The 19,399-nt window shown below is 55.6% G+C and carries 15 protein-coding genes; 5 read left to right on the top strand and 10 right to left on the bottom strand.

Going from position 1 to position 19,399, the window contains the following annotated elements; genetic code table 11:
• Window position 1: 1 nt before the first annotated feature.
• The 5 genes from wecB to trxA form a co-directional block, all read right to left on the bottom strand.
• A complete protein-coding gene (wecB, locus tag PO881_RS00725; RefSeq protein WP_101763773.1) occupies window positions 2-1,126 on the bottom strand; it encodes a UDP-N-acetylglucosamine 2-epimerase (non-hydrolyzing) in 1,125 nt (374 codons plus the stop codon).
• 10 nt (window positions 1,127-1,136) lie between these two features.
• Window positions 1,137-2,186: an ECA polysaccharide chain length modulation protein gene (wzzE, locus tag PO881_RS00720; protein ID WP_217549625.1), complete on the bottom strand. Its 1,050-nt coding sequence runs from the start codon at window positions 2,184-2,186 to the stop codon at window positions 1,137-1,139.
• Window positions 2,187-2,220: 34 nt separating this feature from the next.
• A complete protein-coding gene (wecA, locus tag PO881_RS00715) occupies window positions 2,221-3,294 on the bottom strand; it encodes a UDP-N-acetylglucosamine--undecaprenyl-phosphate N-acetylglucosaminephosphotransferase (protein WP_101763775.1) in 1,074 nt (357 codons plus the stop codon).
• A gap of 278 nt (window positions 3,295-3,572) precedes the next feature.
• Window positions 3,573-4,832: a transcription termination factor Rho gene (rho, locus tag PO881_RS00710; protein ID WP_008105744.1), complete on the bottom strand. Its 1,260-nt coding sequence runs from the start codon at window positions 4,830-4,832 to the stop codon at window positions 3,573-3,575.
• Between the two features lie 345 nt (window positions 4,833-5,177).
• Window positions 5,178-5,510 carry a thioredoxin TrxA gene (trxA, locus tag PO881_RS00705; protein ID WP_008105741.1) on the bottom strand — a complete coding sequence of 111 codons (333 nt, stop codon included), beginning with the start codon at window positions 5,508-5,510 and terminating at the stop codon, window positions 5,178-5,180.
• A 117-nt stretch (window positions 5,511-5,627) separates the two neighbouring features.
• Between trxA and rhlB the strand changes: the two genes are divergently transcribed.
• A complete protein-coding gene (rhlB, locus tag PO881_RS00700) occupies window positions 5,628-6,923 on the top strand; it encodes an ATP-dependent RNA helicase RhlB (RefSeq protein ID WP_280172304.1) in 1,296 nt (431 codons plus the stop codon).
• A 7-nt stretch (window positions 6,924-6,930) separates the two neighbouring features.
• On the top strand, window positions 6,931-8,415 hold the full coding sequence (gene gppA, locus PO881_RS00695; RefSeq protein ID WP_280172303.1) for a guanosine-5'-triphosphate,3'-diphosphate diphosphatase: 1,485 nt from the start codon (window positions 6,931-6,933) through the stop codon (window positions 8,413-8,415).
• Between the two features lie 183 nt (window positions 8,416-8,598).
• Here the strand turns inward: gppA and rep are convergent, their stop codons facing one another.
• Window positions 8,599-10,620 carry a DNA helicase Rep gene (gene rep, locus PO881_RS00690; RefSeq protein WP_280172302.1) on the bottom strand — a complete coding sequence of 674 codons (2,022 nt, stop codon included), beginning with the start codon at window positions 10,618-10,620 and terminating at the stop codon, window positions 8,599-8,601.
• A 72-nt stretch (window positions 10,621-10,692) separates the two neighbouring features.
• Between rep and ppiC the strand changes: the two genes are divergently transcribed.
• Entirely contained in the window at window positions 10,693-10,974 is a 282-nt protein-coding gene (gene ppiC / locus PO881_RS00685) for a peptidylprolyl isomerase PpiC (protein ID WP_008105734.1), read from the top strand.
• On the opposite strand, the gene PO881_RS00680 is transcribed toward ppiC, so the two are convergent.
• The gene (locus PO881_RS00680; protein ID WP_222185703.1) at window positions 10,975-13,035 is read right to left on the bottom strand and encodes an AsmA family protein; all 2,061 of its coding nucleotides are present in this window, start codon (window positions 13,033-13,035) and stop codon (window positions 10,975-10,977) included.
• Between the two features lie 61 nt (window positions 13,036-13,096).
• Window positions 13,097-13,870, bottom strand: coding sequence for a cyclic-guanylate-specific phosphodiesterase (gene pdeH / locus PO881_RS00675; RefSeq protein ID WP_101763780.1), 774 nt, complete (start codon window positions 13,868-13,870; stop codon window positions 13,097-13,099).
• Window positions 13,871-14,152: 282 nt separating this feature from the next.
• On the opposite strand from pdeH, the gene PO881_RS00670 reads away from it, so the two are divergent.
• The gene (locus PO881_RS00670) at window positions 14,153-15,082 is read left to right on the top strand and encodes a sugar kinase (RefSeq protein ID WP_280172301.1); all 930 of its coding nucleotides are present in this window, start codon (window positions 14,153-14,155) and stop codon (window positions 15,080-15,082) included.
• Window positions 15,083-15,480: 398 nt separating this feature from the next.
• The gene (locus PO881_RS00665; RefSeq protein WP_101763782.1) at window positions 15,481-16,353 is read left to right on the top strand and encodes an alpha/beta hydrolase; all 873 of its coding nucleotides are present in this window, start codon (window positions 15,481-15,483) and stop codon (window positions 16,351-16,353) included.
• Between the two features lie 3 nt (window positions 16,354-16,356).
• Here the strand turns inward: PO881_RS00665 and PO881_RS00660 are convergent, their stop codons facing one another.
• Together PO881_RS00660 and PO881_RS00655 are read right to left on the bottom strand one after the other, a co-directional pair.
• Window positions 16,357-17,865 (bottom strand): pitrilysin family protein, encoded by a 1,509-nt coding sequence (locus tag PO881_RS00660; protein WP_280172300.1) that lies wholly within the window; start codon window positions 17,863-17,865, stop codon window positions 16,357-16,359.
• 245 nt (window positions 17,866-18,110) lie between these two features.
• Window positions 18,111-19,391, bottom strand: a complete 1,281-nt coding sequence (locus PO881_RS00655; protein ID WP_101763784.1) for a dicarboxylate/amino acid:cation symporter — start codon at window positions 19,389-19,391, stop codon at window positions 18,111-18,113.
• Window positions 19,392-19,399 lie beyond the last annotated feature (8 nt).

The following is a 19,399-nucleotide window of genomic DNA, read 5'->3' as shown; positions in this document are numbered from 1 at the left end:
GTTACACTCTGTGTTGTTTTAGGGCCTGCAAGATGCGCGCGCAGGCATGGCCATCGCCATACGGATTGTGCGCGCGACTCATTGCCTGCCAGGCTTCATCGTCCTGCAACAGCAGGCTGACTTCAGCGACAATTTTACTGATATCGGTGCCGACCAGTTTCACCGTGCCTGCCTCCACCGCTTCCGGACGCTCGGTGGTATCGCGCATCACCAGCACCGGTTTGCCTAATGACGGCGCTTCTTCCTGAATGCCACCGGAGTCGGTGAGAATCAGCCATGAGCGATTCATCAGCCAGACAAACGGCAGATACTCTTGCGGCTCAATCAGGATGATATTCTCGATGCCGCTGAGAATGCGGTTAACCGGCTCGCTGACGTTGGGATTGAGGTGCACGGGATAGACAATTTGCACCTGCGGATGCTGGCGCGCGATTTGCGCCAGCGCACTGCAAATGCGTTCAAAGCCGTCGCCAAAACTTTCGCGGCGATGACCCGTAACCAGAATGAGTTTTTTGTCAGCGTCGAGGAACGGATAGCGCGCGGCGAGGCGGGCATTGAGATCGGCATCGTCCAGCACGCGATCACGCACCCACAGCAGCGCATCAATCACCGTGTTGCCCGTCACGAAAATGCGCGCATCTGGCAGATTCTCGCGCAGCAAATTTTGTCGCGAATTTTGCGTGGGCGTGAAGTGATAACTGGCGAGATGGCCGGTGAGCGTGCGATTGGCCTCTTCCGGCCACGGCGACATCAGGTTGCCGGTACGCAATCCCGCTTCTACGTGACCCACCGGAATCTGGTGATAAAACGCCGCCAGGCTGGCCGCAAACGTGGTGGTGGTATCGCCGTGCACTAACACCACATCCGGCTGGAAATCAGCGAGTACCGTTTTCATGCCCTGCAGTATGCGGCTGGTGATCTCCGTCAGCCCTTGCTCCGGGCGCATGATATTCAGATCATAATCAGGCTGCAGCTGGAACAAACGCAGCACCTGGTCGAGCATTTCACGATGTTGTGCGGTGACGCATAGGCGTGACTCGAACGCAGCATCCTGCGCCAGCGCCTGCACCAGCGGAGCCATTTTGATCGCTTCAGGACGCGTGCCAAATACCGTCAGAACTTTCACGTGGCTTCTCTTAATGGCTCGTTGCTAACGTTGAACGCGGACGACGCATCAGCGCCACTCCCGCACCGACCAGCGCGCCAATTACGCCCCACATGATCATCATAAACAGGCGGCGCGGACTATCGCGCGACACCGGCTCTTCCGGGGTGCGCAAATAGCGGTAAGTCTGGAATTGTTTATCCAGACGCGGACCGGCCTGCAGCGTACTCAGCATCGCTTTGTTTTGATCATAGCTTAAATCGTAAGCAGGCCCGCTGGCTTGTAAAGTGTCGAGTTGCGCCTGCAGCATTTGCTGACCCAGCAGGAAACGATCGCTGTCTGGCAGCGCTTCGCCGGTTGCCGGCGCGCGGTTCTCTTTAATCCCCTGCTCGCTCGCCACTTTCAGCGCCTGTTCGATGCGCTGACGTTGACGTTCAAATACCGCCTGCGCCACTTCCTGCTGGCGGTTGACCTGCGACGCCAGCTGCACGCTGCGCGCCTGCCAGGCGCCTTTCAGCTCCGCATTAAGATGACGCGCCGCACGCTCGCTGGCGTAGGCGATATATTGACGCAGCAGATTGTTAGCATCGCTGGCGGTTTCGGCCACCAGCTTAATGTTATCTAAGATATTGCGCGCCGGGTCGGCAGCGGTGAACTGAATGTTGGTGATCAGGTCGTCGAGCAGCGCCGCATCGTTGTGCGCGTTACCGCTTTTGCGGCTTTTGAAGTATTCGGTCTGCTGCCAGAAATCACGGCGCGTATCCCATGATGCCAGCTGCATGGTGAACTCCTGATAAACCTCATCCATCACGGTCGGCGCTGGCGAACTGAGATTGAGCGTATTGGTGCGCACATCCAGATTATTGAGGAATTGCTGCTGTACGAAGAAATCACCCAGCATATTGACCGTTGGACGATCGGTCACCGCCGTGGTGCTCCACGCCTGCTTCATTAACATCGATGCTAACCAGGCAACCAGCGCAAACAGCAGCGCCAGACCGATAATCCAGCGTTTACCACGCCAGAGTGTGCAGCCAAGGCCACGTATATCCAGTTCGTTCTCCACAACGACAGAGGTCATAACAAAATCCTTATCAGGGTACTTTCTGGGTAATTTATTTTTTATCTTCGCTGCTTTGCCAGCGACGTTTAATGCGACGGATTTTGCGCGCCACGCGCCATGCGTGTTTCAGGCAATAGCCATAAAGGAGGAATGCCATCATGAACAGCACCAGCATCACCCATTCCGGGATGAAAGCCAGATACTCGCCGAGCACACCAATACCCGCCAGAAGCGCGGCGGCGACGGTAATCAGCAGGAACGCCTGACGTGACGTGAATCCGGCGCGCATAATTAAATGGTGGATGTGCTGGCGGTCAGCGGAAAACGGGCTCATGCCTTTGCGCAAACGGCGATACATAATCGCCACCATATCCATCAGCGGAATCGCGATCAGCCACAGCGCGGTGACGGGCGTGATCGGATGGCTCAGGCCTTGGGTGGTTTCCAGCAGAATCCAGATGATGGTGAAACCGATCATGGTGCTACCGGCATCGCCCATAAACACTTTGTAGCGACGGCCAATCAAGCCGAGATTAAGCAGGATATAAGGAATGGTGGCGGCGATCATCGCGAAGCACCACATGGCGAGGCTGGTCTGGCCGTCGAAATAGAGAATGATGCCGATGGCGGCGAAAGTGACGCTGGAGAGGCCGCCAAGCAGGCCATCAATCCCATCCACCATATTGAACGCGTTGATGGCGGCCCATACGGCGAATAGCGTCAATACGTAGCCAAAGGGACCGACAATTAACTCAACCGGCCCGATAATGAAGCCCAGACTGAGCAAATAGAGTTTGGCGCCGACCATCATCACGATGGCAACCGCCGCCTGCACCAGCGCACGAATTTTAACGCTGATATCGAAGCGATCGTCCAGTGCGCCAACCAGCACCAATACGCCCGCACAACTCAGATACAGCATCGCGTGCGGCAAATAATAATTTGAGATGGCAAAAGCGAAGCAGATCCCCGCGTACACGGAAATGCCGCCAACTAACGGAATGGCGCCATGGTGCCTTTTTCTGGAGTTTGGTGTGTCCACAAGCCCAATTTTTTTAGCTGCTTTGCGAGCAAAAAACAGGAACACTAAAGTAAAAAGAAAAACTAAACCAAGCTCAGTACTCATAGTGAGTAAATTCACGTTAATGCTCTCAGCTAAAATCGTGGACAACAATATGCAAAACACCCGCCATTGCCGTATATCCCTATTCCGAATTCTGCTACAGAAAAGTCTGATTGCTGAAAAAACAAACGAATCTCTGTCACAGTCAATATAAAAGCTTCCTGACTGCGCTAATCCTAATGCCCATAAATAAAAAACGCCACGTTAAGACGTGGCGTTAGCAATATTTCCTGGCAAATTGTGCGAATCACCGCTTGGCTTAGCGACTCGCCGATCGCAACTTAGGAACGCTTCATCATATCGAAGAATTCGTCGTTGGTTTTCGTCATGGCCAGTTTGTTGATGAGGAACTCCATCGCGTCGATTTCACCCATTGGATGGATGATTTTGCGCAGAATCCACATCTTCTGCAGCTCTTCCTGCGTAGTGAGCAGCTCTTCTTTACGGGTACCGGAACGATTGTAGTCAATCGCTGGGAATACACGCTTCTCGGCGATTTTGCGCGAGAGGTGCAATTCCATGTTACCTGTACCTTTAAACTCTTCGTAAATCACTTCGTCCATCTTCGAACCGGTATCAACCAGCGCGGTCGCGATGATGGTCAGGCTGCCGCCCTCTTCCACATTACGTGCCGCACCGAAGAAACGCTTCGGACGATGCAGGGCGTTAGCATCCACACCACCGGTCAGCACTTTACCTGATGCTGGAACCACGGTGTTGTAGGCACGCGCTAGACGCGTGATAGAGTCAAGCAGGATGATCACATCTTTCTTGTGCTCAACCAGGCGCTTGGCCTTCTCGATCACCATCTCAGCAACCTGCACGTGACGTGACGCTGGCTCATCAAAGGTCGAAGCGATCACTTCACCTTTAACCAGACGCTGCATCTCGGTCACTTCTTCCGGACGTTCGTCAATCAGCAGCACCATCAGCAGGCAATCTGGATAGTTGTAGGCGATGCTCTGCGCGATGTTCTGCAGCAGCATGGTTTTACCCGCTTTCGGCGGCGCCACAATCAGACCACGCTGACCACGACCAATCGGAGAAGCCAGATCCAGCACGCGTGCGGTCAGATCTTCAGTCGAGCCATTACCGCGTTCCATACGCATACGCTTGCTGGCGTGCAGCGGCGTAAGGTTTTCGAACAGAATCTTGTTACGCGCGTTTTCCGGCTTGTCATAGTTAACTTCATTAACTTTCAACAGCGCAAAGTAGCGTTCACCCTCTTTTGGCGGGCGAATCTTGCCAGAAATGGTGTCACCAGTGCGGAGGTTGAAGCGGCGGATTTGGCTGGGAGAGACGTAGATATCATCGGGACCGGCGAGGTAGGAGCTATCTCCAGAACGAAGGAAACCAAATCCATCCTGTAATATCTCCAGCACACCATCACCAAAGATGTCTTCGCCGCTTTTTGCGTGCTGTTTCAGGATAGAGAAAATAATATCCTGCTTGCGCATACGCGCCTGGTTTTCCAGCCCCATATTTTCGCCGAGGGTAATCAGCTCAGAAACCGGCGTATTCTTTAATTCGGTAAGATTCATAGTGATGGGTTCTTAAACTCGGGGTAATTCTCGAAATGATTGTCGTGAGTGGTATGGCAAAAATTCCATGCCTGTTAATGGCTCTTTTTCAACTCAGCTCGACGATTATCGTCAGATGTGGCGATAGGAAACGAGGAGACAGTCGAAAGATGATGCCGAATGTGCTAGTCATCAGATTGCCAAACCACGATAACGTTCATTGCGAGTAGGGTCTGACAAGGGAAAACTTAGATGCAAACTACAAGGTAAGAGCGTAATGCAGTGAAATTAACTTAACACGCTTAAAGTGAGACGTCCAGCAGTGGCGAAAAAATTCACCACTGCCGAACAAACACCGCGCCGGGCTTAGGCCAGGTTGGCGTTCAGGAACTCTTTCAACTGTCCTTTAGACAGTGCGCCAACCTTGGTTGCCGCCACTTCGCCGTTCTTGAACAGCAGCAGAGTTGGGATACCGCGGATGCCATATTTTGGCGCTGTACCCGGGTTGTCATCAATGTTCAACTTAGCGATGGTAAGTTTACCTTCGTACTCTTCTGCGACTTCGTCGAGAATTGGGGCGATCATTTTGCAAGGACCACACCATTCAGCCCAGAAATCTACCAGAGTGACACCGTCTGCTTTCAGTACGTCTGTGTCGAAACTGTCATCGGTCAAGTGAACGATCTTATCGCTGCTCATGTTTAACTCCAAAAGATTGCGCCTGGCGAATTGGCGGAAATGATACCAACGTAGGTTGACTTTATTTCATCGGATACGCTTTCGTAAAGCGCTAGTAAGCTGATATTCTACCACACTATGAGCAAAACACACTTAACTGAACAGAAGTTTTCCGACTTCGCCCTGCACCCTCAGGTGGTAGAAGCCCTTGATACCAAAGGCTTTTCTAACTGCACGCCTATCCAGGCGCTCGCATTGCCTTTTACGCTTTCAGGGCGTGATGTTGCGGGTCAGGCGCAAACCGGTACCGGCAAAACGATGGCGTTCCTGACGTCAACGTTTCATTATCTTCTTTCTCATCCTGCCGCAGAAGGTCGCCAGATCAATCAGCCACGTGCGCTGATCATGGCCCCGACGCGTGAGCTCGCCGTACAAATTCATGCCGATGCAGAACCGTTAGCCAAGGTCACTGGCTTAAAGCTGGGCCTGGCTTATGGTGGCGACGGCTACGATAAACAGCTGAAAGTGCTGGCTGATGGTGTCGATATTCTGGTGGGCACCACCGGACGTCTGATCGACTACGCCAAGCAGAACCATGTCAACCTGGGCGCGATTCAGGTTGTTGTGCTGGATGAAGCCGATCGCATGTTCGATCTCGGTTTTATTAAAGACATTCGTTGGCTGTTCCGCCGCATGCCGCCGGCCACCCAACGCCTGAGTATGCTGTTCTCTGCAACCTTGTCTTACCGCGTGCGTGAACTGGCGTTTGAGCACATGAACAACGCCGAATACGTGGAAGTGGAACCCGAGCAGAAAACCGGCCACCGTATTAAAGAAGAGCTTTTCTACCCTTCAAACGAAGAGAAAATGCGCTTGCTGCAGACGCTGGTAGAAGAAGAGTGGCCAGATCGCGCCATTATCTTTGCCAATACCAAGCACCGCTGTGAAGACATTTGGGGCCATCTGGCTGCCGATGGTCATCGCGTAGGTCTGCTGACGGGTGATGTGGCGCAGAAAAAACGTCTGCGTATCCTCGATGACTTCACCAAAGGCGATGTGGATATCCTGGTTGCCACCGACGTCGCGGCACGGGGTTTACACATTCCTGCCGTCACGCATGTGTTCAACTACGATCTGCCTGACGATCGTGAAGACTACGTTCACCGTATTGGTCGTACTGGCCGCGCGGGTGCCAGCGGTCACTCCATCAGCCTGGCGTGCGAAGAGTACGCGCTGAACCTGCCGGCAATCGAAGAGTTTATTGGTCACGGTATTCCGGTCAGCAAGTACAACAGCGATGCGCTGATGAGCGAACTGCCACCGCCGAAACGTCTGCAACGCAGCCGCTCGGGTAACGGCCCACGCCGTGGCGGGAACAACAGTAACCGTCGGAGCGGCGCGCCGCGCAATAGCAACCGTAAACGTTCGGGTTAAGCACACCATGCTAAGCGCATCGTCACTTTATGCAGCGATTGATTTAGGTTCTAACAGCTTTCATATGTTGGTGGTGCGCGAGGTGTCTGGCAGCATTCAGACCGTCGCGCGGATAAAGCGCAAAGTGCGTCTGGCGGCTGGCCTCGACAAAGCGAATCACCTCTCCGCTGAGGCGATGCAACGCGGCTGGCAGTGCCTGAGGTTGTTCTCCGAACAGTTGCAGGATATTCCTCCGGAACAAATCCGCGTGGTGGCAACCGCCACGCTGCGCCTTGCCGAAAATGCGCAGGATTTCCTCACAACGGCTGAACACATTCTTGGCTGCGCGGTGAATGTCATCAGCGGCGAAGAGGAAGCACGCCTGATTTATCAGGGCGTAGCGCATACCACCGGCGGTTCCGATCAGCGTTTAGTGGTCGATATCGGCGGTGGCAGCACCGAACTGGTGACTGGCGAAGGTTCACATGCCACCACGCTGTTCAGCTTGTCGATGGGTTGCGTAACCTGGCTTGAACGCTACTTCAGCGACCGTCATCTGGCCCAGGAGAATTTCGAGCAGGCCGAACTGGCCGCGCGCGAGATGATCCGTCCGGTGGCCGCTGCGCTGCGCGAAAAAGGCTGGCAAATCTGCGTCGGAGCGTCGGGCACCGTACAAGCGTTGCAGGAAATTATGATGGCGCAGGGCATGGATGAGCGCATCACCTTAAGCAAACTGCAACAGCTGAAACAGCGCGCGATTCAGTGCGGCAAGTTGGAAGAGCTGGAAATTGAAGGATTGACGCTGGAGCGCGCCTTAGTGTTCCCGAGCGGTTTATCGATTCTCATCGCTATCTTCCAGGAACTCAGCATTGAAGGCATGACGCTGGCCGGCGGCGCACTGCGCGAAGGTTTAGTGTATGGCATGCTGCATCTGCCGGTGGATCGTGATATCCGCAGCCGCACATTGCAGAACGTGCAGCGTCGTTTTGCCATTGATATTGACCAGGCCGGTCGCGTACGTCAGTTGGCGGAGAGTTTCTTCCGTCAGGTGAGCAGCAGCTGGAAGCTGGATAACCGATGTCGCGATCTACTCCTTAGCGCCTGTTCTATCCACGAAATTGGCCTGAGCGTCGATTTCCGCCAGGCACCGCAACACGCCGCTTACCTGATTCGTCATCTCGATCTTCCTGGCTTCACTCCCGCGCAGAAAAAAATGCTGGCTTGCCTGCTGCAGAACCAAAGCGGCAGCATCGATTTGGCCTTGCTGACCCAGCAAAATGCCGTACCGCCGCGCATGGCGGAGCGTTTAAGTCGTTTGCTACGCTTAGCGATTATCTTCTCAAGTCGCCGTCGCGATGACACTTTGCCTGCCGTGCGTTTACAGGCGGACGATGATGCACTGCATTTGACGTTGCCGGCCGGTTGGCGCGAAGCGCATCCGCTGCGTTCTGAGCTGCTGGAGCAGGAGAGTCATTATCAGTCTTACGTGCACTGGTTACTGACGATTTCCTGATTGGGATTGCGCTGGCTGTCCCCCATCCCGACCTTCCCCCGCAAGCGGGGGAAGGAGATGCTGCCACATGCAATTTCCGACTCACATATAGCAGCATCTTCCTCCCCCATTCATGGGGGAGGACCGAGGAGGGGGACTGCGAGCACGGACCGAGGAGGGGGATTACGACCACTAACCGGGAACTCAACCCTTCTTCGCATTCTCCAGCATCGCTCTCAATCCAGCGACGCGCGTCTGCCCGGTCTTCACGCGCTCTTCGGCGCTCACCACTTTTTTCTCGCGCTCCCACATCACATCGTCCTGCGGTAACTCCAGCAGGAAGCGACTCGGTTCCGGGCGCATCAGCTCGCCGTACTGGCGGCGTTCACGGCACAACGTAAAGGTCAGCTCTTTCTGCGCTCGCGTAATCCCCACGTAAGCCAGACGCCGCTCTTCCTCGATGTTGTTCTCATCGATACTGCTCTGGTGCGGCAATAACCCCTCTTCCATGCCAACCAGATAGACATACGGGAACTCCAGACCTTTCGAGGCGTGCAACGTCATCAGCTGCACCTGATCGAGCTCTTCGTCGCTCTCACCGCGCTCCATCATGTCGCGCAGCGTAAAGCGCGTCACCACCTGCGCCAGCGTCATCGGCTCGTTCAGCTCATCGCCTTCCAGCATCTCGGTCATCCACTGGAACAGCAGGTTAACGTTCTTCATGCGCATCTCAGCGGCTTTCGGGCTGGGCGAGGTTTCAAACAGCCAGCTTTCGTAGTCGATGCCGCGAATCAGGTCGCGCACCGCATTCACTGGCTCGCGTTCGGTCAGTTGGACGATTTCACTCAGCCAGTGCGTAAAGCGCTGCAGATGCTCCAGCCCGCGCCCGCTCAGCGTTTGCTCCAGCCCCATATCGAAGCTGGCGTTATACAGGCTTTTATTGCGCAGGTTGGCCCATTCGCCCAGCTTCTGCAGCGTTGCCGGACCAATCTCCCGGCGCGGCGTATTCACGATACGCAGAAACGCGCTGTCATCTTCCTGATTGGTCAGCACGCGCAGATAAGCCAGCAAATCTTTGATTTCCGGACGAGAAAAGAACGACGTGCCGCCCGAGATACGATACGGAATACGGTTCTGCATCAGCTGCTTCTCGAACACGCGTGACTGATGATTGCCGCGATAAAGAATGGCGTAATCTTTATAGGCGGTTTTGTTGATGAAGTGATGCGCGATCAATTCGCCCGCCACGCGTTCCGCTTCGTGGTCTTCGTTATTCGCGCTCAGCACCTTCAGCTCGCTGCCCTGCCCCAACTCTGAGAACAGGCGCTTCTCAAATACGTGCGGATTGTTGGCGATAAGGATGTTGGCCGATTTCAGGATGCGCTGCGTCGAGCGATAATTTTGCTCCAGCTTCACCACTTCCAGCGCCGGGAAATCCTGCTGCAGCAGCACCAGGTTTTGCGGACGCGCGCCACGCCACGAGTAAATTGACTGATCGTCATCGCCCACCACGGTAAAGCGCGCGCGCGCACCCACCAGCAGCTTCACCAGCTCATATTGGCTGGTATTAGTGTCCTGATACTCATCCACCAGCAGATAGCGGATGCGCTGCTGCCAGCGTTCGCGCACTTCCTGATTGCGCTGCAGCAGCAGCGTGGGCAGCGCGATTAAGTCGTCGAAATCCAGCACGTTGCAGGATTTCAGGTGTTGGTCATACAGCTGATAACAGTGAGCAAAAATCTGATCACGCTGCGATTGCGCCAAACCCGCTGCGCCCTGCGGATCGACCAGATCGTTCTTCCAGTTGGAGATGGTGGAAATCAGCTGCTGTAACAGCGTCTTGTCCTCTTCCAGCCACTGTTTGGTCAGGTCTTTAAGCAAGGCCAGCTGATCCTGATCGTCAAACAGCGAGAAGCTGGCTTTCATTCCCAGCGCCTTGTATTCGCGTTTAATGATCTCCAGTCCCAGCGTATGAAAGGTGGAAATCATCAGGCCGCGTGCCTCTTTACGCCCCAATGTCTGCGCCACGCGCTCTTTCATCTCGCGCGAGGCTTTATTGGTAAAGGTTACAGCGGCGATATGGCGCGCCTGATAGCCACATTCGCGGATCAGGTGGGCGATTTTGTTGGTGATCACGCGGGTTTTACCCGAGCCAGCACCGGCCAGCACCAGACAAGGACCGGTGACAAATTCGACAGCTCGTTGTTGGCCGGGGTTTAAACGCATAACGGAATTCGCTCAGTTGAATCAAAAGAAAGGAGGTTATAATGGCCGGATTATACACATTAGGACTTCATCATGGCGAAAACCGCGGCGGCTTTACATATCCTCGTGAAAGAGGAAGCGCAGGCCAAATCCCTGCTGGCGCAACTTGAGAAAGGGGCGAACTTCCAGCAGCTGGCAAAGAAACACTCTACCTGCCCATCCGGACGCAACGGCGGTGATTTGGGTGAGTTCCGTAAAGGACAAATGGTACCGGCATTTGATAAGGCGGTCTTCTCCTGTCCGCTGCTACAGCCTTACGGACCGGTGAAAACCGCCTTTGGTTACCACATCATCAAAGTGCTGTGGCGTAACTGATCACTTCTGATTCTTCATCTGCTGCAGCACATTACTGCACTGATTGTCGTCAGTATCGCTAGGCGAAATCAGTGCGATCAACGCAGCGGCGGGAGCAACCACCGCACCGAGCGCCACCGCTGCGGCACCGCGTGCAATCAGCGGTCCGGCTTTCACTCCGGCATCCGGATTTTTAAAGGTGCCGCGCACATACAGCGGCGAACGCAGCGTGATGATGCGAATCCCTTTACTCTCCGGATTGATCGACAGGTCCATGCGTTCATTCGCGAAGTTGACGTTGCCCGTCACGTTGATCACCGCATTCTCGGTATCCAGCAGGAACAGTTTCGGCGTCGCTAAGCCTTGACGAATATTCATATCGGTCGCCGCGCAGTTGATCTTCACTTCATCATCGCCGAACAGCTTACCCACCACATAGTTACCGACGTTCAGTCCGGCAATCTCCATCAGGCTGCGGCTGATCAGGCCATCATTCATCAGTAGCTTCAGTTCGCCATTGCTGGTGCCGAGCAGATCCGCCACCGAATTGCCGGTGCCGCTCAGCGAGGCATCGCCGTTGAGCTGGCCCAAACTGTTCTGCATCGCCGTAACATCCGGGAACAGCTGACGCAGACGCAGCTTACGCGCGTGCAAATCGGCACGTCCGCGCATCGGGCTGCGATTGCCCTCCAGATGAATGGTGGAGTTGATGCTGCCGCCGGCCATACCGAAGCGCAGCGGATCGAGCAGCAGGTCGCCGTTTTTCAGCTGCAGATGCGTATAGAGATCGCTGAGCGGCAGCTTGCTGCTGTGTTCGATGCGTTTGCCGCTGAACTTCACATCCGCATCCATCACGTCCCAGCTCTTGGTATCAAACTTGTCGTGTGGCAACACGCGGTCGGCGGGCTGCGATGAGGCTTCGCCGCGCTGCGCTTTGGCCTGCTGCGTTTTCTCGCTGCCTTTGCCGGAGTTGACGCCAATCAGCGGCCCCAAATCTTCCATCCGCAGCTGGTTCGAGGTCAATTCACCGGTCAGCGTTGGACGCGGTTTGCCCTGACGATAGGTGAGCGAGCCGTGAATATCGCTGTCGCCGATGTGGCCGTTAAACTTCTCGTAGCGGAATAGCGGCCCTTTCGCCTCATTGAAACGCGCAATCAAATGGCCGTCAGTTTCATAGGGCGGCGTATCGGGCAGCAGCACGCCGGTCAGGCCATACAGATTGGCCAGCGTATCGCCCGCGAAGCGCAGACGCACATCAAGTCCGCCAAGATTGAGCGGATCCTGCAAGGTACCGTCAATACGTACACGCGTGGTGCCATTACGCACATCCACCTGCAGCGGGAACGGCGTGGTTTTACTGCGCAGCGATAGCATGCCGCCAATTTTGCCGTCGCCATCCAGCTTCTGATTGTTGTAGGTGCCGTTCGCCTGCCAGCCAAAGACAAAATCACCCGCGCCTTTCTGCTGATCGTCACCGCCCGCCACTTGGGCGTAGGGCACCGGTTTGCCCAGCGGATTGATGGTCACTGTGACATCGGCTTTATTGACGGCGTCGCGATAGCGCACTTGTCCCTGATCAAACAAAATATTGTCGAGGCGGAAGGACCAGGCAGAAGGCGCGGCGTTAGCATCGCTGTTCTGGCTGCTGGCGAGATCAAAGGTCCAGTTATTCTTTTTGTCTGCGGTTTGCACCAGCCGCGCATCCGGCTTTTGCATCTTGATCCACGGCAGGTAGATCTGCTGATGCAGCAGCGCCAGCGGCGCAATGGTGGCTTCAACCCGCTGCAGATGCACCATGGTGACATCAGGAATAGAGGGCGGATTGCCGAGCATCACATCATCGGCATGCACCTGCGGCCACGGCACCCAGCTGCGCCAGCCAGGTTCTTCACGGTTGCGAACCCAGGCCACGCCGAGATCGCCGCGAATCGCGAAAGGTCGGTTCAGTTCGGCTGAAACTTTTTGATTAATCGTTGGTTTCAAGCGGTTCCAGTCAAAGGTGGCGATGAGCACCACAATCACTACAACCAATAACAAAAAAATCCCGAACACCCAGCTCAGGATCTTTCGAGTACGTGACATATTGCTTCCTCCTTGCCCTTCCACGTCTGACTAAGGATAGTCGAGACGCCGCGGAACGGGATCAGGGAAGCTCAAGAGCCATACGTTCCAGCTCGCTAAACGGCACCGGGCGCGAGAAGAAGTAGCCCTGCGCCGCCATCGCTGGCGAGCTACGCACCTGTTGCCACTCCTCTTCGGTTTCGACGCCTTCAACGATGACGCCGTTGCAGTAACGGTTAATCAACGCCAGCAGCATCGAGAACATCGAGCGGCCTTCATCGCTGGCGCGCAGCAGCATAAACAGCTCGCGCGAGAGTTTGATGTAGTCGTAACGCAGTTCGGTCAGCGCGGAGAAGTTCGCCATGCCAGAGCCAAAATCATCCAGCCACAGCGGCCCGAGTTCCGGCATCTTCGCCACCATCTCTTCCTGCGGCAGCGCATGATGCTCCGTTAGCTCGAAGCGCACCCACGGCAGTTGCGCAATCAGCGTGCGAATCGACTCATGCTTCTCAATCTCCATCAACGTTGGACCGTCGATATTAACCGACGCCACCAGCTGACGCTGATTGAAAAACGCTGACCATGTTATCAGCAGCTCGAGTTGTTCCTGGACGACACCAAGCCGCTGCGCGATAGTCAGTGCTTCAAAATAGTCTTCGGGCGACAGCCTTTTTTCTGGCGCGGAGGGATGGGTAACCGCCGTCAGTAATTCAATAGCCAGCATGCGGCCTGAGACCTGGTAAATCGGCTGGAAAGTATAGAATCGTTGGCACTGTTGCCAGAAGAGACGCGTTTCCTGTTGTTGCTCCAATTCATTTGAAACAGGCAGCCGATGACTCAAATTCTTCATCACCATGGTTTTTTCCTGGTTGGTGTTGAGTGCCTGCAAATAGCATCTCAGCGGCAAGTATCGGCGATCGCCGGGATAACTTTATCAATCTCGTTAGTCCCATGAAGAGTTGAGTGTAACAGCGTGCTTCGCACTTAATCGGCAAAACAAAACGCGCTTTGGCCGCTAAATCACCGTGGCGCAGGCGGTTTGCTGCCTTAAGTTAAATCAAAACATCGTTTTAAAAACCATTGACGACTGCCATACCAGACGCGAGACTAAGGCAGAATTCACTACAGGCTGAAGACCATGACGCAGAAGAAAATCGCCATTATTGGCGAATGCATGATTGAGCTGTCCGAGAAAGGTGAGAACATCAAACGCGGTTTTGGCGGCGATACGCTGAACACGGCGGTGTATCTGGCGCGTCAGTCAGATAAACAGCTGCGTGTCGATTATGTCACCGCACTCGGCACCGACAGTTTCAGTGACCAGATGATCGCCGCCTGGCAGCAGGAAAAGGTCGAAACCGCGCTGGTTCAGCGCCTCGACAATAAAATGCCGGGTTTGTACTTCATCGAAACCGACGACCACGGCGAGCGGACCTTCTGGTACTGGCGCAACGACGCCGCCGCCCGTTTCTGGCTGGACAGCGCGCAAGCGGACGCGATTTGCCAGCAGCTGGCGCACTATGATTATCTCTATTTGAGCGGCATCAGCCTGGCGATTCTGCCTGCGGCCAGTCGCGAAAAACTGATGACGCTGCTCAGCGCCTGTCGTCAGAACGGCGGCAAGGTGATTTTCGATAACAACTATCGTCCGCGTCTGTGGGCCGATAAAGCCAGCGCTCAGCAGGCGTATGCCGAGATGCTGCGTCATACCGACATGGCATTCCTGACGCTCGACGACGAAGATTTGCTGTGGGGCGAGCAGCCGCTGGATGCGGTGATTGCTCGCACACGCGCTGCGGGCGTGCAGGAAATTGCCATCAAACGCGGTGCGGACTCCTGTCTGGTGGCGGTTGGCGATGAGCCGCTGCGCGAGGTCGCCGCCATCAAGCTGGCGAAAGAGAAAGTGATCGATACCACCGCGGCTGGCGACTCCTTCAGCGCTGGTTATCTGGCGGTGCGTTTAGCCGGAGGAAGCGCCGAAGATGCCGCCGCACGCGGTCATCTCACCGCCAGCACGGTGATCCAGTATCGCGGGGCGATTATCCCGCTCAGCGCGATGCCGAAATGACTTAACCACCTGCACCAACCGTAGCGGCGCAATTGATTGCGCGATGAATCGCGCCGCTACAAATCTCTGCGCCATTCATTACCTGTGCTAACCAACCCGCCCGCGCAGTTTGCCTTAACGCAGCATTTTTCCCTGCCAATTTCCGCTAACGACCTGACTCATCCACTTCTGTAACAAAAACGGTATTACTTCTTCACTCGCGCTAATCAGATCGATTTAAATTCAATGTGTTATGGCAGGAAATCTGGCCGCCAGGCATAGTCCGAAACTGGCGAAATCGGCGGTTTTCGGCTGGACGCCAGCAGCAAAAAAGACCATGTTTTAATCAACAACAGCAGGACGCTGTTACTCCGGCCGCGAAAAAAATAACGACAACATGACTCGCTCAGGACTGACTTATGCACACAGAAATCATCAATATCTGGCCACACGGTGATGCGCCAGGCGCGAGCGATTCGCGCGCTCAGCCGCAGATCGTCGATCTCGCCAAAGAGTACGAACCTTATGACCGCGCCGCCACCGGCGTGCGCTGCCCGGAAATTGCCATCTGGCATCCGGAAACTTCGAACGGCATCACGCTGCTGGTGGCACCGGGCGGCGGTTATCAGCGGGTGTTGATCGACCGCGAAGGCAGCGCGCTTGCCACTTTCTTCACGTCAATGGGCTACACGCTGGCGGTGATGACGTATCGCCTGCCGTATGACGGTCACCATGAAGGTCCAGACGCGCCGCTGGCCGATGCGCAGCGTGCGGTGCGCGTGCTGCGTGAACGTGCGCAGCGCGGGCTGAACGGCAAATATATCGTGATGATGGGCTTCTCGGCGGGTGGACACGTTGCCGCCAGCCTCGGCACCCGCTTTGGCGAGAAACTCTATCCGGTGCAGGATCAAGCCGACAGCTTCACACCGCGCCCGGATGCGATGGTGCTGCTCTATCCGGTGATCAGCATGCGTGAAGGTCTGGCGCATGAAGGTGCACGCACCCGCTTGCTCGGCGCATGGCCGGATCAGAAGATGGTTGATGCTTATTCGCTGGAGACGCGCGTGCACGCACACACGCCACCGACGCTGCTGATTCACGCGTCCGATGATGAATCGGTTTCGGTGAACAACAGCATGGTGTTCTTCAGCGCGCTGCGTGAGCACAAAGTGCCGGTGGAGATTCACTTCTACCAGAAAGGCGGCCACGGATTTGGTATCCGTGGCGTGGCAGATTTACCGCTCGCCAGTTGGCCGATGCTGGTAACCGAATGGCTACGTGCTAAGACCTAATGTTTAGGATGATGGCGCGGTCTGATCCGCCGCGCCTGCGCTGTTATCCGGTTTCACTTCTTCCGGACTCGCGGGTACCACTGGCGGTTCGGGCAGCTTCATCACTTTATCCCAGCTTTCCTGCAGCATCTTCACGTTGGTCTCGGCTTCACCCTGCGGCTGAATCAGCACCATGGTCAGCTCCTGCGACAGTTGCTGGCGCAGTTCCTGATTTAGCTGATCGCGCGTCATCTCGCTGAGGAAGGTTTGACGCAGCTTCTGATACTGCTCAGGCGCAATGTCCACCACCGCGTTTTGCTGCGAGCGCAGACGCTGGCCCATCAGAATATCGGTGTCGGTGCGGGCGTATGTGGCAAACAGCTTATTGAGCTCCAGCAGCTTCTGCGCCATCAGCGCATCAAACTCTTCCTGCGGTAACCCTTTGTCGCGCACCGCCGCCAGCTCTTTCGCCACCTGATTCATATTCTGCGGCAAAGAGGCATTCGGGCTGTCCATGTTGATCGAGCACTGCGCACGTTGATAGAGCACGCGGCAATCGAAGCCAACCTGCACGCTTTGCGCTTTGCTGTCAGCCAGCGCGCGCTGCACATGCCAGAACAGCGCTTCACGCGCTAAATCGCTCTGCCAGTAGCGCTGCAAGTTCTGCGAATCACGAATCGGCTGCCATGCGGTGTCCCACACCAGCGACAGGCGATCCTGATTCATGCCGCCATTCACCAGATTCACCGGCTGATGCGGCAGCGGTGACAGCGTCGGTAGCGCGGCAGGTGCAACACGCTTACCTTTCAGCGGCGCAAAAGCTTTGTTGATCTGCTCCGCCATGCTGCGGCTATCGACGTTACCTACCACGTACAGCGTCATGCCGTCGGGCGTGTACCACTGCTGATAGAAGCTGTTGAGCTGTGCGATATCCACCGGCGCGCGCGGTTGCTCGCCGGGATCGTGCGCCAGCATCGCCGAGCCTTTCAGGCGATAGCGCCACCACACATCCTGCGTATTGGCAGGCCAGGTGGCAATCGGATCGGTCGCCATTAATGCGGTAGAAACCACCTGCTCATTAATCGTCATTTTCCCGGCGGTCGCCGCCAGCCAGCTGAGCGCTTCTTTCAGCAAATCAGGGCGGTTGTTCGGCAAGCTCAGGTTGTATTGGGTGTAATCGTACGACGAAATAGCGGGTGGCAGCGGACGTTGCGGATCCATGGCTTGCTGCCACAGCGCACGTTGCTGATTGGTGTCCAGCGTGGCGTTATGCACCATCGCTAAACGCGGTAAAAGATGGCTATAGCCGGTTTGTTGCGCACTCTCCACCAGCGAACCGGTGTTAACAATCAGGCGCAGCTCAATACGATCGCTTGGACGTTGTGGTGTGGTTAGCAGCTGCCAGCTAAAACCATTGTCCAGTTTGCCTTCCTGCCAGGCGGGATCGGGTTGGAGCGTCTCGGCGTGCACGCCAAAACCGGACGCTGCCAGTAGCAATCCGCCAACCAAAAGCCGAATTCTGGTGCCCTGCATGTGAACCCCTACTCAAACAGATCAACGCTCGTTAGCGCGGCATGTTCGGTCACATCTGGGGTGACCGGCGCGGCATTGTGCCGCCACGTTTATTTAATAACAGACTCTTTGACCACGAGAAGGTCAGGATGTCGCGCAACGAGGCAAAAAATCGGGAAAAAAATCAATGGGGTTTATTATGCAAATGCCCGCTGTCAGGGCAAGCGACAGCGGGCATTTCTCGGCAAATTAACGCAAATAGCAGGTTATGCGGCGGTTTCTGGTGCGTTATTCACCTTTTTCCCGGCAGAAAGCGTCGCATTCAGTTGTTTCTCATCCAGCTGGCCGACCCACTTCGCCACCACGATGGTCGCCACGCCGTTACCCACCAGATTGGTCAGCGCACGCGCTTCGGACATAAAGCGGTCGATACCGAGAATCAGCGCCAGACCCGCAACCGGTAAATGGCCCACCGCTGACAAGGTCGCCGCCAGCACGATAAAGCCACTGCCGGTTACACCCGCTGCACCTTTCGAGGAGAGCAGCAGCACCACTAACAGCGTGATTTGGTGGAACACGTCCATATGCGCGTTGGTCGCCTGAGCGATAAACACCGCCGCCATGGTGAGGTAAATCGAGGTGCCATCCAGGTTGAAGGAGTAGCCGGTTGGAATCACCAGCCCCACCACCGATTTCTTACAGCCCAGCTTCTCCATCTTATCCAGCATGCGCGGCAGCGCAGACTCGGAAGATGACGTGCCCAGCACAATCAGCAGCTCTTCTTTGATGTAGGCGACAAATTTAAAGATGTTGAAGCCAGCGAAGCGTGCAATCAGCCCCAACACCACCACCACGAACAGCACGCAGGTGATATAGAAGCAGATGATCAGCTGCCCCAACTGCACCAGCGAGCCGACGCCATATTTACCGATGGTGAAGGCCATCGCCCCGAAGGCACCGATTGGCGCGAGACGCATAATCATGTTGATCACGCCGAAGATCACTTTTGAGAAGCTCTCAATGACGTTGAACATCACGGTGCCGGCGCTGCCCAGGCGATGCAGGGCGAAGCCGAACAGGATAGCGAACAGCAGCACTTGCAGAATGTTGCCGCTGGCAAAGGCACCAATGACGCTATTCGGGATCACATCCAGCAGGAAGGCGACCACACCTTGCTGCTCCGCCTGCTGTGCGTAAACCGCGACTGCTTTAGCATCCAGCGTGGCCGGATCAACGTTCATGCCCACGCCAGGCTGCACCACGTTAACCACCACCAAACCGATGATCAGCGCGATGGTGCTGACCACTTCAAAGTACAGCAGCGCCACTGCGCCCGTACGTCCAACGGCTTTCATGCTCTCCATGCCGGCAATACCGGTCACCACCGTACAGAAAATCACGGGGGCGATGATCATCTTGATCAACTTAACGAAACCATCGCCAAGCGGCTTCATTTGCGCGCCTAACTCAGGATAGAAGTGGCCCAACAGGACGCCGATGCCGATGGCAACCAGTACCTGAAAATAGAGGCTTTTTAAGATTTTCATAACAGGTG

The sequence above is a fragment of the Pantoea sp. SS70 genome (genome assembly GCF_029866845.1).
Lineage (GTDB): Bacteria > Pseudomonadota > Gammaproteobacteria > Enterobacterales > Enterobacteriaceae > Pantoea > Pantoea leporis.
The sequence above is the reverse complement of the archived record's forward strand: the minus strand, read 5'-3'. Positions and strand labels throughout refer to the sequence as shown.